Below are 16,905 nucleotides of genomic sequence, written 5' to 3' on the forward strand. Positions count from 1 at the left end.
GAATGGATGAATGAAAGAACATCAAGTACCAGAAGAACGGTATCCTCTTATTGGTACTCAGCAGGGTATTTGGTTTGGGCAGCAACTGATGTTAAGACCCGAAGAATTTAACGTAGCCCATTACATCGAGCTTGATGGAGATATTGATTTAGAATGCTTTAGCCAAGCTGTTAATAGCGGTATTTTTGCCGCTGATTCACTGCATTTTCACTATTTCGATATTGATGGGGAAATTAAGCAGGGGATTATCGAGCCTAAGCAAGCTCAAAACGTTTTGGAGATTATGGATTTCTCTCAAGCGGCTTCTGTTGATGAATCGGCTCTTGAATGGATGAAAGAGGATCTCGCTACTCCGATCAATTTACAAGAGGCAAAACCAAGGTATCGACATTGCTTAATTCATGTGGGTGATAACAGCAAAACCAAGTGGCTATGGTATCAACGTTATCATCATATTGATGTTGATGGATTTAGCATTAACGCCATCACTGATTATATTGTTAGCGAGTATAATCGGTTAGTTGCGGGGACCGCTGGGCCAACCCCATTTACTCCTTTCAAAGCGGTTATCGATGAGCATCAGCACTTTCATCAATCTGAACAATATCAAGCGGCTCGTCATTTTTGGCAACAACAGGCACGTCAATTACCGGAAGCTCTCAGTTTAGTGACCGGAGGTAGACAAAGCTCGGCGAATATCGTTGAGAAATTCAACATTGAATTGGAGGGTGGCGATTGGCTTAATCGCGGAGGTAATAAAATTCTACCTTCAGAGCTTGCGATGGCATTGGTATTTGCTTACCTACACTTAGTCTCTGGAGAGCAACATATTGGTGTGGGCTTCCCATTTATGCGTCGAATGGGTAGCTGCGCTGCGAGCTCATCAGGGGCCGTCGTCAATATTCTGCCGTTGACAGTAAACGTCGATCCTACAATGTCACTGTTTGATGTTGCTAGGTCGATGAATAAAGTTATCCGCCAAGCTCGTTGTTATCAAATGTACGATGCCGAACAAATTCAACGAGATTTAGGGAAAGTTGGGCAAGTTTTGTATGGACCAATTCTTAATTACAAACCTTTTGAAGAAGACATACATTTGGCAGGAATAAAAGGCCGGACGCACATCCTTTCAGCCGGCCCCATTGATGATATTGAGTTTTCTCCTCAGCTAAATAATAACCAACTGAGCTTAACGTTGACCGGGAATGCTGCGAAGTACTCTCAACAGTCACTGGCATTGCATGCGCATCGTTTCGCTTATATGGTCGAACAGATAGCCCGTAATCCAGATACCGCTTTGCATACACTGGATATTATACCGGCGAATGAACGAACGAATATTGCTCGATGGTCTACAGGAAAGACGTTGAATGAAAAACCTCAAGTTCAGACAGTGTTAGCCGTATTTGATCAGCAGGTTAAATTGAAACCTAATGTCGAGGCACTAAAATTTGCTCAGCAGAGTTGGAGCTTTATTCAGCTAGACAGAGCTGTCGAAAATAAAGCCCAGCAGATCAAGGGATTGGGAGCTCGCAAAGGTGATATCATTGGTGTCGCCATTCCTCGTAATGCTGACACGATTATCACTATGTTGGCTATCCTACGAGTTGGGGCAGTCTACCTTCCTATTGATTTAGCGTATCCCCAGGAACGTATCGAAACCATTTTAGAACAAGCCCAGCCATGGGGAGTAATGGTGGAAAACCCTGAGCTCTTGCCGTGGAATCACCTTACCCGTTGTATCTCTTTGACTGATTTGGACAGCCTAGCTGTTACTGAGCGTGTCAAGGTTGATATTGATCCTTCAGATGTCGCTTATATTGTATTTACCTCTGGCTCGACGGGTAAACCGAAAGGGGTGATGAACACTCATGGTGCGTTGCTAAACTTATTACATTCACATCAGCATTCCATTTTTGCTCGTACCATTCGATGTCTTGCAGAGAAATATCAATGTGCTGAGAATGATGTGCAAGTGAGAGCTGCGCATACGACATCATTCTCATTTGATGCCTCTTGGGAGCAAGTGCTCTGGATGCTCTGTGGTCATTCACTGTATCTGTATGATGATGAACAACGCAAAGATGCCTATGAATTAACTGAAAAAGTCAAAAAAGATCATATTGATGCATTAGATCTTCCCCCTCTATTATTGGGTCAAATGCTTGATAACCAATTGATGGAAGCTGAGCATGTCCCTTCACTAGTGTTAATCGGGAGTGAAGCTGTGCCAGAGAAACTCTGGTCGAGAGTGAAAGCTTATCCGCAATTGTTGGTGGAAAACTTCTACGGTCCCACCGAGTTTACCGTTGATGCTGTGAGTGCATCACTCAATGTCGATGACACCCCCGTTATTGGTCGCCCAATACTCAACGCTCAAGCTTATGTGTTAGACAAGCAATTAAATACGGTTGCTGTTGGTGTGGTTGGTGAGTTGTATCTTGCTGGGGCGGGGTTGGCAAAAGGGTATTTAAATCAAGCAGGAATGACAGCAGAACGGTTCATCGCTAATCCCTTTGTACATGGTCAAATCATGTATAGAACCGGTGATTTAGTGAAATGGCGTGATAATGGTCAGTTGGACTTTGTTGGCCGTAGTGACGATCAGGTCAAAATTCGTGGTTTCCGTATCGAGCTTGCTGACGTGGAAAGCATAATCAGTGCTATTGATGGCGTTGAAACAAGCGTGGTGGTTGCAGAACGTTATGGAGAGTCTCACCGACTGATTGCGTATTGTACATTGGTCAATCCGGATCGGTCTGAGCTGAATGAATCTCTTTTATTGGCCCATATTTCCGCCTCTGCGCCAGAATACATGGTGCCTGCCGCTTTAGTGATCATCGATAAGTTTCCTCTTAATGTAAACGGTAAAATTGACCGAAAGTCACTACCTAAACCTGTGATTATGTCTAGCCATGGGAGCGTGGCTCCGACTACTCAAGAAGAGCAAGTCTTATGCGATGCGATTGCTGAACTACTGGGAATAGCAAAGGTTGGAACGTCGGACGATTTCTTTGCTCTCGGAGGAGATAGTATTTCTGCGATGGGCCTAGGAACATTATTACGGAAAGTGGGTTATGAGCTCCGTCCTAAAGAAGTATTTGCGGCACGTCAGTTAGGCGTGATGGCAACGTTGATGAAACCGCTTAGTATTGGTCGTCAAGGAAAACTCAATCAGGATGGGGAAATTCAGCCTCTACCAATGTGGCGCTGGTTTGAAGAAACCTTTGCTGAAAACACGAGTTATGTTCAAGGTGTGTTTGTCGAGATTGAACCCGATGTGATGCGAGTCCATCTTCAAGCTGGATTGAAACAATTGGTCGCTAACTATTCTGCCTGTCGCTTGATGAAACGAAATCAAGGTTACCGTATTGAGCCAGTGGAGAAGGTAAATACCGATTCTTGGTTAACAACGAGTCGAGTTGAAGATCTGGAATACGTTGATCTTGATGAAATGTTTGAACAATTTGGTCAAATGTTAGCGCCAAACAGAAATATGCTCCAACTGATCCATGTTGTTGATAGAGCAGGACGAAGTGGATTAATGATCCTTGCCCATCACTTGATCATTGATGGGGTCTCTTGGCGAATTTTATTGCCGCAGTTAAAAATGTTAGTTCGCGCGCAAGTCAATGGAAGCAAGCCTGAGCTTAACTTTGAGGTTACTGGACTGAATACTTGGTCGCAAGCACTCTACCAACACTTACCACAGTTGATGAAGCAAGCGAAAGGTTGGATTGAGCAGGAGTCTTGCTTTATTGAGCCGTTAAAACCGTCAACGGCAAAGGGTCGTATTATTCATCATCGGGCATTGTTACCGACAGAGCTAACACAAAATGTTATTCGCTATTGCCAAGAATCCCGAGTGCTCGACATTGATGAGATATTGATTGCAGCGGTGACATCTGCACTAGGTAAGTGTTATCAAAAAGAAGCGATTAAGCTGAATTTAGAATCTCATGGTCGTGAAGAGTTTGATGCTGCACTGAACCTTACGCAAACCATAGGCTGGTTTACTACTGAATTTCCACTCGTCGTTGTTCTACCTAAAGACGGCGACCTTGTCGAGTTACTCAAACAGGTAAAACAATCTAAGCGGCGTATCAAGGATAAAGGCTTAGGTTATATGTCTTTGAGATATTTAGATAACGTATATCGTGATGAGCTTGCAGAATTATCTAAGCGTAATCAAGCATCGTTATTGTTTAATTACTTAGGACGTTTTGAGCAGGAACAGGGTAACTGGACTCCCATTCGTCGACAGGGTAAGTTTGCCGATACATTAGCGGTCTCTTTAAATAGCGATAACGCTCTGTTACATCCGTTAGAACTCAATGTTTTTGTCGATGAGAGTGACCAAGAGGCCAAATTTGCTCTTAATTGGACTTGGGATGAAGCGCAATTCAGTCATGATGAGATTCGCGTTATTGGCGACCATATCACTCAGCAACTTGAAGCGATTTTGGATTGGTTTAGTGCGCAACAAGAGCCACAAGCGATCCTTCGGGTTCCAGCTGAATTTACTGAAGATGATGTCTCACTCAACGATGCAGAAAGGTTAGCCCATCGCTTTGGCCCATTTAGCGATATTCTTCCCGCTTTACCGCTGCAAGAGGGCTTATTGTTTCAATCACAACTGGGAGATGAGAAAAGTAACTACAACTCAACGACCCGATTAAGCTTCAACGGTACAATAGTACCGCAGCGAGTTCAGCAAGCGCTGAATGCCGTGATCATGCGTCATCGGCAATTACTGGCTAAATTCGACAGTTCGATTTTAGGAAGAACCGTTCAATTGCTTCCTCAAGCGATGGCTTATTGGCCATTGAAGTGTATCGATATTCGTAAAGAGAGTCGTCAATATCAACAGGCGTATCTTGAGCAAGTGGAAAAGAAAGAACTCGTTCGTCAATTTGATCTCAATAACCCCAATGAATCATTACTGGGTGCGACGTTAATCCATCATGGTAACGATCACAGCGCTTTATTTATTTCTGCTCATCACCTCGTTGTTGATGGTTGGTCAACCCCTATTTTATTGGCTGATTTCCTTGCCGCCTATGGCCAAGACAATCAAAGTCTGCCACAGATATCCTCTCAATATGCAGATGTCGTCAATCAACTTAAACTGCGGGATAAAGCCCCCGCTCAAGCACTTTGGCAACAGGTACTGAAGGACGTGACACCAACGATTGCCTTCGAAGATATCCCCGTTGAGGATAGTGTAAAAGAGGGTGAGTTGATCATTTGCGCAGAGCAAACCCAGCAATTAACCCAATGCTTAAGTCGTTATGGTTTGACGATCAATTCATTGGTACAAGGGATTTGGTCATGTATTTTGGGGAGCATGACAGGTCGAGAAGATATCGTATTTGGTACGCCAATCTCTGGTCGATTTGGGCATATAAAGGGCATTGATGAGCACATTGGTTTGTTCAGCAATACAATTCCCGTGCGTATGAAACTGAATCCTAAACAGAGCTTGTTGCAACAATTACAAGCTCATCAGAACACTCAAATTCAGCTTCTTGAGCATGATGAACTGGGTTTGAGTGAACTCCAGCAGTTGGCGGGGGGCGAAACATTATTTGATACCTTATTAGTGGTGGAAAATTACCCTGATCATTCTGATTGGTACCAACGAGATTATCAGGGAGCGAAACTTACCCACATTCACAACCGAGGCTATACCCACTACCCATTGACTATCCTGGTTCTCCCTGGTGAGCAAATCCATATTCTATTTGAGTATCGTGACACTATTGGTATTGCACAGCAAGTCATGCAGCGTTTTGAGAGAGTACTGCAAACCATTATTGATGAGCCCAATATTCCCTTGTCACAACTGGATTTACGGTTAGAGGAAGAAACCGTCCTTCAGCAGCGTATTAACCGGACGGAAACTGAAGTTCGTCATAGTACATTAGGCATACTCATGACCGAGCAGGCAGAGCGCACACCGGATCATGTTGCCTTGGTCGATAATGAATATAGTTTCAGCTATCGAGAGATGCGTGAACACGTCATTGCTATCACTAACTTATTGGTTAATCAGGGTATTAATATCGGTGATATCGTTGCCGTTGCGCTACCAAGAAGCGTTAAACTCAGTCTTGCTCTTAACAGTATAATCGAATCTGGGGCCGCTTATCTTCCGTTAGATGTCAGTTACCCCGATGATAGATTGGCTTATATGATCAGCGATGCTAAGCCGAAACTGATCATCACCACCTCTGATTATAGCGAGCGTTTTAGCGATCTTGGTGAGCTTTTTATCTTAGATGAACTACCACAAGCCACACCATATAGCGATGTAACGAGACAGCAAGCATTACGCCCAGAACATGGCGCGTACATTATTTATACCTCAGGTTCTACAGGTAATCCAAAAGGAGTGCTGGTTTCTCATCAAGCGATCATTAACCGTTTGCAATGGATGCAGCACGAATATCAACTCAATCACAAAGACGTTGTACTACAGAAAACACCTTGTAGCTTCGATGTTTCCGTATGGGAATTCTTCTGGCCATTGATTCAGGGGGCAACCTTAGTTATGGCTCCACCAGAATCGCATAAAGATCCAGAATGGCTTATGTCGATTATTGAAGATTATCAAGTCACGACGATGCACTTTGTTCCTTCAATGCTTGCTGCGTTTATCGCGTCGGTAGCAGCGAACTCGGATAAAGATCGCAACGTCGCCCCAAGTTTACAGCGCGTATTTTGTTCGGGTGAGGCGTTATCTAAGGATTTATCGACGGCCTATGCCAAGTGGATTAACGCACCGTTACATAATCTGTACGGCCCGACGGAAGCCGCTGTTGATGTGACCTATTGTCCAGCGTTTGGTGAATCACTGGACGAGAGTTTTGGCAATAGCGTACCGATTGGCTTGCCAGTTTGGAATACGCAGTTGTATGTCTTAGATAGCTTTCTGCGAGAAACACCTCTCGGTGTTCCTGGTGAGTTGTATCTTGCTGGAGAACAACTGGCGATTGGTTATCTTAATCGACATTCACTTACCGCCGATAGATTTATAGCCAATCCGTTTACTCATGGAGAGCGCATGTATCGGACGGGGGATATCGTCCGTTGGTTACCGTCAGGGAAAATAGAATATTTGGGAAGAAGTGATGAGCAGCTAAAAATCCGAGGTCAGCGAATTGAACTCGGTGAGATCGAAGTCGCCCTTCAGTCTTTGCCAAGTGTTAAGCAAGCCTTGGTCTGTGCCAAAGTCTTCGGCTTAGAAAAAAGTATGGCAGGAGCCGATGAGCGTCAATTGGTTGGTTACGTGATTCTCAATGAAGATGTCCATATCGAGGGTGAAGCGCTTAAAGCTGCTTTGGCAGATTACCTTCCTGCTCATATGGTGCCCATCGCAATCATTATCATGGAGGCATTTCCTCTCAGCGCTAATGGTAAGTTAGATCGTAAGGCGCTGCCTTTACCTAGCGATATACTGATAGGGGAAGGCCGTAAAGCGCGTCCTGGCTTAGAAACCCAACTAGTAGGTATTTTTGCTGATGTGTTAGGCATTGACTCGCTGTCTGCTGAAGATGATTTTTTCTCGTTAGGCGGCCACTCTTTAATGGCTATGAAGCTAGCAGCAGACATTCGACGAGTCTTAAATGTCCCAGTTACTGTCGGTCAAATCATGGTCAATTCTACGGTGGAAAAACTGGCGTTATTACTGCTTGATGATAAGGCTCGTAATGATCCAACCTTAGCAGGGTTTGGAGACGTACTTCCTATCCGTGCAGGTCATGGGCCTGCTTTATTTTGCATCAACTCAGCATCGGGTTTTGCTTGGCAATACACAGGATTACCGAAGTATTTACAAGGACATTATCCTATTGTTGGTCTCCAATCTCCACGCCCTTCTGGGGCCATGGCGGTGGGAGCAGACATGCAAGAAGCTTGTGATATTTACCTGAAAGCCCTAAAGGCGATACAGCCTCATGGACCCTATCATCTATTGGGCTATTCATTTGGCGGCAATGTGGCACATAGCTTAGCTGCTCAGCTTCAGCAGCAAGGTGAAGAGGTGGCCTTTCTTTGTCTTTTCGATACTTATCCACCCGAAGGGCAGGATTGGGAAGGGCCAATGAATGAAGAGGTGCAGGATGAAATCCAACGAGAGAAAGAGCGATTTCTTACCACCAATGATGTAACAGATGATGAACTTGATCAGCAAAGAGCCAAGATGTTTGAGGACATCACCGCCAACTATGAGGATGCGGTTCGGTTGCTGTCTGGGGCTCAATCATTAAAGTATCAGGGGAGAGTGGAGTTATTTGTCGCTCAAAGAACGCTACCCCAAGGCTATGATATTGATCAGCACTGGCAGTCATTCATAACAGGGCTAGAAAAGTATTACTTTGATTGCTCTCATGAAGACATTATTACATCCGAACATGTTGGAAAAATCGGTGAGCAACTTAACCAACTGTTATCCGAGAAAAAGACGCTCAAAGCATAAGGAAAAACCGGCATACGCCGGTTTTTTTCGTTATCAAGACTTGGGTATGATCAAGGGAGTATGGCTTAGAGGGTCATCAATAATAATGCTGTGTAACCCATAGACGTGGTGGATCAATGCTTCACTAATGATTTCTTTTGGGCTACCTTGGGCGATAATCGCGCCTGACTTCATCACAATCAAGTGGTCTGCGTAGCGACAAGAATGATTCAGGTCATGCAGTACGGCAACGACGGTGCGATTCTCTTCTCGATTTAGCTTTCTAAACAGGTTGAGTAACTCGATTTGATGGGCGATATCTAGGTATGTTGTCGGTTCATCCAATAACAAGTAGGGCGTTTGCTGTGCTAAAGCCATCGCTACCCATACACGTTGACGTTGTCCGCCGGATAGAGAGTCAACCGTTTGCTGCAGTAATCCCTCTATATTGGTCGCTTGAATGGCATCCTTGACGGCTTTTTCATCCTCTAATGTCCAGCGACGTAGAAAAGATTGATGGGGAAAGCGTCCTCTTGCGACCAGTTCATGCACAGTGATACCTGTTGGTGCGATGGCAGATTGAGGGAGCAAACTGAGTATTTTGGCTAATTCTTTTCGTGGATATCGTTCGAGGTTCTTACCATCGAAGCAAATTTTTCCTTCACTGGGGGAGAGCAGTTTACTTAGCCCGCGCAGTAAAGTCGATTTACCACAGCCATTGGGTCCAAGGATAACGGTAAATTGCTTATCTGGTATGTCAAGCGATAGTCCATGAGTGATCTGAGTATCTTGATAAGCGAGCGTGATATTTTTGGCTTGCAAACGGCTCTCTTCAAATGTGGATTGTAGTGTATTTACCAAAACATCAGCTTCCGGATTGTTGAATTAAAAGATATATCAGATAGCAACCACCAATACTGATGGTGACAACTCCGACAGGCAATTGATTAGGGGCAAATAAATTAGCAGCGATAAAGTCTGATAAAGTAAGCAGCATTGCCCCCATTAATGCAGACGGAATGAGGGCGACTCCCCCTTCCTTCATCAACTTTTTCACCAATTGTGGCGCAACAAGAGAAATGAAAGAGATAGGGCCAGTCGTGGCGGTTACTGCTGCAGTTAAAATGACACCGAATAATAGGGCGAGTTGGCGTGTTTTTTCGCTACTGATCCCCAGAATCTTTGCACTGTCATCACCCATTTCTAGAATGTTCATTTTTCGTGTCAGCATGGCTGCTGCGATCAAAGCCACTAATATAAATGATAATGAAGGGATAATTTGCTTCCAACTCAACCCGTTAAGAGAGCCAGCTCCCCACAGGGCGGCGGTCATCGCAGTTTCTAGGCTGCTTGAAACCATCATCCAAGTATTCAAAGCGCTTAACATTGCACTGATACCAATACCGATGATGATAAGACGAAAACCTTCGATACCGTGCTTAAAGGCCAGTAAATAAACCACACCTGAGCAGACAATACCGCCGATAATCGCACCTAAGGCTATCTGGAAATAACTGCCTCCAATCAGAATAATGACAACAAGTGCACCAGTATAAGCACCAGTATTGAATCCAATAATATCTGGACTGCCTAATGGATTACGGATTAAGGATTGAAACAAAGCACCACTCACTCCGAGAGCGGCACCAAAGATGAGTCCGGAGGTGAGACGCGGTAGTCGCCATTCAAGGATGACGGCAGTAAGAAACTTTTCCCCTTTGCCAAGAAGTACTTGTGACAGCTCAGTAAAGGAGGTCTGTAACTGCCCAGTTGAGAGCGCAAAAGCTGCGACGATGATGGTGAAGCAGAATAAAACTAAAGACCATTTGAGCGAGCGTTTTGAGATAAGGATATTCAGCCAGCCATTTTGGCTACCTAGCAAAATAGTATTGGATGGTTGCATTATTGTTTACCAAAAGTGGTGACTTTACGAGCCAAATAAATCAAAACAGGGGCCCCTACAAAAGCGGTCATAATAGAAACACGAATTTCATTGGGGGCAATAATTCGGCCAATAATATCGGCACTGATGATCAGCAAAGGTCCGAGTACGATCGAATATAGGGTCAACCATAACTGATGGGGGCCTGACAAACGACGAGCGATATGCGGGATCATGAGGCCAATAAAGCCGATCGGGCCTGCGATCGCTGTCGAGCTCCCACACAGTAACGCAATAGCAAATAACGCGGTAAGTTGTACGAACTTTACGTTTGTTCCTAGTGTTTGTGCAATGTCTTCACCGAGAGAAATATTATCTAAAGCTGGGGCGATGATTATCGCTGCGATGATGCCAACTAGGATAGGCAAAATAGCCATCGAGACGAGAGAAAGATCTCGGATATCTAATGAGCCCGCATCCCAAAAGCGCATTTCGTCGAACGCGATGGGATTGACCAGAGTGATTGAAGAAGAAACGCCCGCAAGCAGAGCCCCGATAGCCACCCCGGCTAACGTCATCTTAAGAGGGTTAACTTTGGCTTCTTTGTATGTTCCGATTAAATACACAAAAATACTCGTGATCATTGCCCCTAAGAACGCTAACCAAAGATGTTCTGACATACTTTGATTGCCTAATACGACCACGCCAACTAAGACAAAGAAACTTGCCCCTGAGTTGACCCCAAGAATCCCAGGGTCAGCAAGAGGATTGCGGGTGATGGATTGAATCAAGCAGCCAGCGACAGCCAAAGCCGATCCGACGAATAAGCCGGTCAATGTTCTAGGTAGGCGGCTTTCTATAATAATAAGGCTGTCAGTAGAGATGGTTTGGGATAACAATACATCAATGACAACACTGGGGGGGATGCTTTTTGCCCCAATAAATAAACTCGCTATACAGACAATAAACAGGGCAACGGTAAGAGAAATGAACTTACTCAATTGACTCGATAGTCGGTTAGAAAACAGAGTACTCAGTACAGATGTTTTGAGACCCTGTTGGTACGCACTCAATTGTGGAAACACACTCACTATAAATACCAATAATAATTATTATCATTGGCGTTATTATATTCTAGTGGTTAGAATGTTCAAGTTTTAAGCTTTTATAGCTCATAGCTACTTTTTTGTTTCCTCAACTTTCGACGTAAAAATATGAAAACCTCCCAATTACTATTAGATTTTAGCCTGCTCAAAGAAAACCCCCATTTTAGAATGGTATTCATTGCTCGAATGATGTCAGTTCTTGCTTTAGGGATGATGACCGTTGCTGTTCCAATCCAGATCCATCAAATGACGGGGTCAACCCTGCAAGTCGGTCTAATTATGGCCTTAGATGGTATAGGTATGTTTGTCGGACTACTCATTGGTGGTGTGCTGGCAGATAAATACGACCGAAGAAAATTGATTTTGATTGCCCGCGCGACCTGCGGAATCGGTTTTGGTGCATTAGCGCTGAACAGTTTATTGGCTAATTCATCATTGGCTGCGCTTTATATACTTTCTGTGTGGGATGGTTTTTTTGGTGCGATGGGTATGACGGCTTTGATGGCTTCTCTACCGGTGATTGTCGGTCGAGAAAACCTACCCGCCGCGGCGGCTTTGAGTATGTTAACTGTGCGAATTGGGATGGTTCTTTCTCCAGCGATCGGGGGGCTTATCATTTCGTTTGGTGATGTGAGTTGGAACTACTTAGCCGCCTCTATTGGCACATTAGGTACCCTAATCCCTTTGTTTAAATTGCCTAAAATGAAAGCGACTCATCAGACACCGGAGAATCCATTACTTTCGTTGTATGAGGGGGTGAGGTTTTTATTTTCCAACAAAGTTGTTGGCTGTGTTGTGGTGTTTGGTACGTTAGAAACGTTAGCAACGGCGGTTAGAGTCATGTTTCCAGTTTTGGCTTTAGAGACGTTTACCGGTAATGCTACGAATGTCGGTTTAATGTATTCAGCCATTCCCCTCGGTGCAATGATAGGGGCGTTAACTTCTGGATGGGTGAAAATGTCACCTAAGCCAGGCATGGTCATGGTTTATTCGACAATGGGTACCTTTTTATCGATAGTCTTGATGGGATTAGCTGGCAACTTCTGGTTGTTTCTCGCGGTGTTGGTGGTCTATGGCTATTTAGGTTCTGTGGCGTCTCTGATCCAATATTCAATAGTACAGGGCCATACGCCTGATCACTTGTTGGGACGGGTTAGTAGTTTATGGACGGCACAGAATGTCAGTGGTGACTCTGTCGGTGCGTTAGGACTAGGAGCACTGGGTAAAGTTATGGCTCCGGCGATGTCAATTTTGAGTTTTGGATTAGGGGCGACTGGAATTGGTATATTGATGGTGATTGCATTTCGTTCGCTACGCCAAGCAACATTATTTGATCCTGCCTTAGCGCCTCCAGAAAAATTAACGGATTGCTCACAAGTGGCATCAAGTTAACGGATACCGCCTTATTCGAGGCGATATCAGGGCATGTCCTCTTTTGGCTTGGAGGTTCAATGGTGTTGGCTGCGTTCGTTTACGTCAATCGCATCGTCTAGTCTATGCGATTGGCGATAAACTCACTTACCGCCTACTGGCATCTCTAAGTCGCTGGGAGTAAATGTAGATTCTAGAGTGGTCAGTAAATTCATCGAGCTATAGTAGTCGAGCCGGAAAGAATCATTGCCCATTGGAAAAATATTTCCTTGTTTGATCACGGGTAAGTAGGCGATGAATTTGTTGTTTTTTACTCGTTCGATAGCGGTGTCATCGGCGGAAAATAACAAAATAGAGCGGCCAGTAATGGCATCAGCAAAGTGTTCTCCGTTGACCGGAACAATATCTTTGCGTTTTCCCATTTGATGGTTGTTTTTAAGCCTATCTGGAAGCGGACTTATGATAAACCCTAACGCGTTTAGAATTTGTCCCTGAGCTGAGCTTTCTGTCCAGAAGTTTCCGCCGCGATCATCGCCATAGTACACCATCGCTGAGACAGGTTGAGGTGGTAGTGATATTTTATCTCTTAATGCCGTAAGTTTGGCATCAAACCTTCTGATCGCGGCTTCAGCTTGTTGTTCTCTGTCGGTGATAGAAGCTAATAATCGTGCCAGTTCTTGCCAACTCTTATCATCATAATTGACGACAAGAGTGGGAGCGATGACTGAGAATTGTTGGTAGAGTTTCACCGCTGAGTCTCCGCCTGTTGCGGCAACGATAATCAAATCGGGCTGCTCTTTGGCGATCGCCTCTGCATTCGCCGCGCCTTGATACAAAGATTTAATACTACGATCGTAAGCAACTTGGCTCCACTGATGAAAGAACCCATTTTCATCGGCTACGAGAGTGTTTGGGCCAGTACCTCCTGAAGCAATCAGTGGAGCATCAATAGCCAGCAAGGTTCCTGTTATCGAGACGCTGGTAGAAACGATTCGTTTTGGTGGTTCGCTAAGGACAACTTCACCATAACTACTCGAAATCGTTTTAGGCCAGCCCTGGGAAATGGTTAGGTCTCTGGGAGATAAATGGGTTTCTGTGTTGTCGTTACATCCTATTATGCCAAGGGTAACAATAATTCCGAACATGAGAAATGATAAGCGACGCATAAGGATCTCCAATGGTTATTGTGCGTAGGGTTTTCTTTAATATGGTCTAGCAGTAACACCGTTATATTCTCCCCTTGTTGGGTATGTTCGTTCTCGTCACATCGTTATCAATGTTCATCGGTACTGATTGACCGTCTCGCGGTCACGTAAGGTTGTTTGGGGGAATAGTCGATAATGTATTGCGAATCACTATCATTATCAATTGATTTAAATGGAATGGTTGTCTATTATCTCGCTAATGATAATTGTTAGCATTTGCTTTGCGGTGCAACACAAATTAGAACGACTTTGTTCATATGCCTATGTATGTTGAACGTCAGTAAGTCAGCAACTTTTCTCCACAAGGATAGTAACAATGGCCATTCCTAAGATAGCAGCGTACCACATACCCTCAAGTGATTCGTTTCCAGCCAACAAGGTAAACTGGCAGCTAGATGCCAAGAAAGCCGTGCTATTGGTGCACGATATGCAGAATTACTTTATTAATTTCTTTGATAGGGCAGAGGCCCCTATCCCTGAGTTGATAAAGAATATTCAGTTAATAAAACAAGCCGCCGGTTTGGCTAATATTCCCGTGGTATACACGGCTCAGCCAGCGAATCAAGATCCAGAAGAGCGCGCATTATTAACAGATTTTTGGGGGACAGGATTGACCCAAGATACAGAAATTATTTCAGATGTCGCGCCGAAAGAAGAGGATATTACTTACACTAAGTGGCGTTATAGCGCTTTTAAGAAAACGCCATTGCTAGAGTGGATGAATGAAACGGGTCGCGATCAACTGATTATCGTGGGTGTTTACGCTCATATTGGTATTCTTTCAACGGCTCTTGATGCATTTATGCTAGATATTAAGCCTTTTGTGGTCGGTGATGCCGTAGCCGATTTTTCATTGGCAGAGCACCAGCAGATGCTTGCGTACATTACTGGCCGAGCTGGTAGTGTGAAGTCTACGCAACGCGTGATTGAAGAAATTCATCACAGTATTCAATTCGTGGCACCGCTCAGTCTAGAAGTGATGCAAAAAGATATCGCAGAAATGTTAGATCTCGATATAGAAGATGTAGACGTTGATGAAAATTTGATGCTGATTGGTTTGGACTCGATTCGTGCCATGAGATTATTCGAAGGTTGGCGAAATCAAGGTGCCAATATCGCCTTCTCTGAAATTATTAAGAAAGTGACATTGAGAGAATGGTGGCAAACGATTGAAAAAGCTAAGAATTACGAAATAGCTTAGCAGTACCATTATTATAAAAAACCGATTTCATCCGAAATCGGTTTTTTAGTGTTTCTTTAGTTTGTTGAGAATTGTTCTCTCAGTTGCTTTTTGTTAATTTTACCGACAGGTGTTTTGGGTAATTTATCGATAAATCGGATTTGATCAGGAATTTTGTATTCAGCTAGCCCTTTGGCATGCAGAAAACGTTTGAGCATGATTGGTTTAAGTGCTTTTTCTTGATTTAAAACAATAATCGCGCAGCTACGCTCTCCTAGAAATTCGTCTTGAACGGCAATTAGTGCCACATCATGTACATCTGGATGCTGTAATAATAGATTTTCGACTTCTTCTGCTGCAATCTTTTCTCCACCACGGTTGATCTGATCTTTATCGCGTCCAGTAACAATGATATTACCCTCTGGAGTCATCTTGACTAAATCGCCAGTAGAATAGAACCCTTGATGATTGAAAGCGCGTTGGTTATGTTCTTGTGCTCGGTAGTAACCGCGAATGGTATATGGACCTCGGGTCAGGAGTTGACCTTCCTGACCAGGGGGGACCGGCTTACCGTCTTCATTGAGCACCAGTATTTCGTCATCGGGGGAAATAGGCCGCCCTTGGGTTGAAACAATAACGTCGATGGGGTCATCCAAACGCGTGTAATTGACGAGGCCTTCTGCCATACCGAATACTTGCTGTAATTGACAACCTAGTTTTTCTGGTAACTGTTGTGCTGCACTTTGACTGAATTTAGCACCACCGACTTGCACTAGCTTTAAACTAGAAATGTCCTCGTTAGCTGAAGGTGCGTATTGCATCCATAGTAAGGCTAAAGGAGGAACGAGCGCTGATACCGTCACTTTGTGGCGTTCTATTAAGTCAAATGCGGCTTTAGGCGATGAATCTTGACTGAGTATCACGCAGCCGCCGGAAAACAGTACCCCTAATGAGCCAGGCGAGCTCAGTGGGAAATTATGCGCCACAGGTAGTACGCATAAGTATTTGGTACTTGAGTTAAACTGACAAATCTCGATGCTGCCTATTACACTATAGACATAGTCATTATGGGTTCTCGGTATCAATTTTGGTGTGCCGGTTGTTCCGCCTGACAACTGATAAAAAGCGACATCTTCTGCTTTACTGTTTTGTTGGTAACAGGCATCCAAGTAAAGAGTATTGAGCGATTGAATATCGCTATAAGTGCTTTTACCTGATGTAATAGCGAATTTTAGTGATGGACAAGTTTCAAGTAACAATAGGGCTTGTTTTTGTGTATCAACATTTGCGATTTGCTCAGAAAAAATATAAGCCTTTGCTTCAGCGTGCTGGCAGAAATAGCTCAATTCGTTATGACGATGTGCTGGTAATGCAAGAATGGGCTTGATCCCTTTCATGGTGAGAGCAAAAAAGCAGAAGAAAAATTCAGCTTCATTGATCATCTGTAATACAACGTTATCACCAGCACTGAGGCCCAGAGCAGAAAAGCCTTTTGAGAGTTGGGCAATATTATTTTGAAGCTGTTGATAAGTATATTGCTGATCCTGACATACTAAGGCGATGGCGTCCGGTGATTGGACCGTCGTTACCGATAAGCAATCAAATAGTGTACGATCTTGCCAGTAGCCTTGTTTACGGTAGTACTGCTCATAGTCAGTAGGCCAAGGTGTAAAGTCTAATGGTGTTGAAGTCGAAGAAATCAT

At 44.1% G+C, this 16,905-nt stretch carries 8 protein-coding genes; 3 read left to right on the forward strand and 5 right to left on the reverse strand.

Annotated features, from left to right (window positions below):
- Nucleotides 1–10 precede the first annotated feature (10 nt).
- A complete protein-coding gene (locus tag FKN88_RS08550; RefSeq protein WP_306687425.1) occupies nucleotides 11–8,479 on the forward strand; it encodes a non-ribosomal peptide synthetase in 8,469 nt (2,822 codons plus the stop codon).
- Between the two features lie 33 nt (nucleotides 8,480–8,512).
- Here the strand turns inward: FKN88_RS08550 and FKN88_RS08555 are convergent, their stop codons facing one another.
- Genes FKN88_RS08555 through FKN88_RS08565 form a run of 3 tightly spaced genes read right to left on the reverse strand, consistent with a single transcriptional unit; the run spans nucleotide 8,513 to nucleotide 11,431 of the window.
- Entirely contained in the window at nucleotides 8,513–9,319 is an 807-nt protein-coding gene (locus FKN88_RS08555) for an ABC transporter ATP-binding protein (RefSeq protein WP_072670962.1), read from the reverse strand.
- Between the two features lie 4 nt (nucleotides 9,320–9,323).
- On the reverse strand, nucleotides 9,324–10,361 hold the full coding sequence (gene fepG, locus FKN88_RS08560; RefSeq protein ID WP_004396935.1) for an iron-enterobactin ABC transporter permease: 1,038 nt from the start codon (nucleotides 10,359–10,361) through the stop codon (nucleotides 9,324–9,326).
- Complete coding sequence (locus tag FKN88_RS08565; RefSeq protein WP_170906125.1) at nucleotides 10,361–11,431, reverse strand: iron chelate uptake ABC transporter family permease subunit; 1,071 nt, start codon at nucleotides 11,429–11,431, stop codon at nucleotides 10,361–10,363. Before FKN88_RS08565 ends, fepG begins: the two co-directional genes overlap by 1 nt.
- 123 nt (nucleotides 11,432–11,554) lie before the next feature.
- On the opposite strand from FKN88_RS08565, the gene entS reads away from it, so the two are divergent.
- Nucleotides 11,555–12,838 (forward strand): enterobactin transporter EntS, encoded by a 1,284-nt coding sequence (gene entS / locus FKN88_RS08570; protein WP_158137117.1) that lies wholly within the window; start codon nucleotides 11,555–11,557, stop codon nucleotides 12,836–12,838.
- Between the two features lie 122 nt (nucleotides 12,839–12,960).
- Here entS and fepB read toward each other — a convergent pair whose 3' ends face one another.
- Nucleotides 12,961–13,983, reverse strand: a complete 1,023-nt coding sequence (fepB, locus tag FKN88_RS08575) for a Fe2+-enterobactin ABC transporter substrate-binding protein (protein ID WP_154170889.1) — start codon at nucleotides 13,981–13,983, stop codon at nucleotides 12,961–12,963.
- A 355-nt stretch (nucleotides 13,984–14,338) separates the two neighbouring features.
- On the opposite strand from fepB, the gene FKN88_RS08580 reads away from it, so the two are divergent.
- Nucleotides 14,339–15,223 (forward strand): isochorismatase, encoded by an 885-nt coding sequence (locus FKN88_RS08580; RefSeq protein ID WP_154170890.1) that lies wholly within the window; start codon nucleotides 14,339–14,341, stop codon nucleotides 15,221–15,223.
- Nucleotides 15,224–15,279: 56 nt separating this feature from the next.
- Here the strand turns inward: FKN88_RS08580 and FKN88_RS08585 are convergent, their stop codons facing one another.
- Nucleotides 15,280–16,905, reverse strand: coding sequence for a (2,3-dihydroxybenzoyl)adenylate synthase (locus FKN88_RS08585; protein ID WP_154170891.1), 1,626 nt, complete (start codon nucleotides 16,903–16,905; stop codon nucleotides 15,280–15,282).

It is taken from the genome of Vibrio sp. 2017_1457_13 (assembly GCF_030851525.1).
Classification (GTDB): domain Bacteria; phylum Pseudomonadota; class Gammaproteobacteria; order Enterobacterales; family Vibrionaceae; genus Vibrio; species Vibrio metschnikovii.

Excerpts from the sequence above, each read along its gene's own strand:
- FKN88_RS08550 (WP_306687425.1), top strand. The coding sequence starts at position 11 with ATGAAAGAACATCAAGTACCAGAAGAACGGTATCCTCTTATTGGTACT.
- fepG (WP_004396935.1), bottom strand. The coding sequence starts at position 10,361 with ATGCAACCATCCAATACTATTTTGCTAGGTAGCCAAAATGGCTGGCTG.
- entS (WP_158137117.1), top strand. The coding sequence starts at position 11,555 with ATGAAAACCTCCCAATTACTATTAGATTTTAGCCTGCTCAAAGAAAAC.
- fepB (WP_154170889.1), bottom strand. The coding sequence starts at position 13,983 with ATGCGTCGCTTATCATTTCTCATGTTCGGAATTATTGTTACCCTTGGC.
- FKN88_RS08580 (WP_154170890.1), top strand. The coding sequence starts at position 14,339 with ATGGCCATTCCTAAGATAGCAGCGTACCACATACCCTCAAGTGATTCG.
- FKN88_RS08585 (WP_154170891.1), bottom strand. The coding sequence starts at position 16,905 with ATGATTTCTTCGACTTCAACACCATTAGACTTTACACCTTGGCCTACT.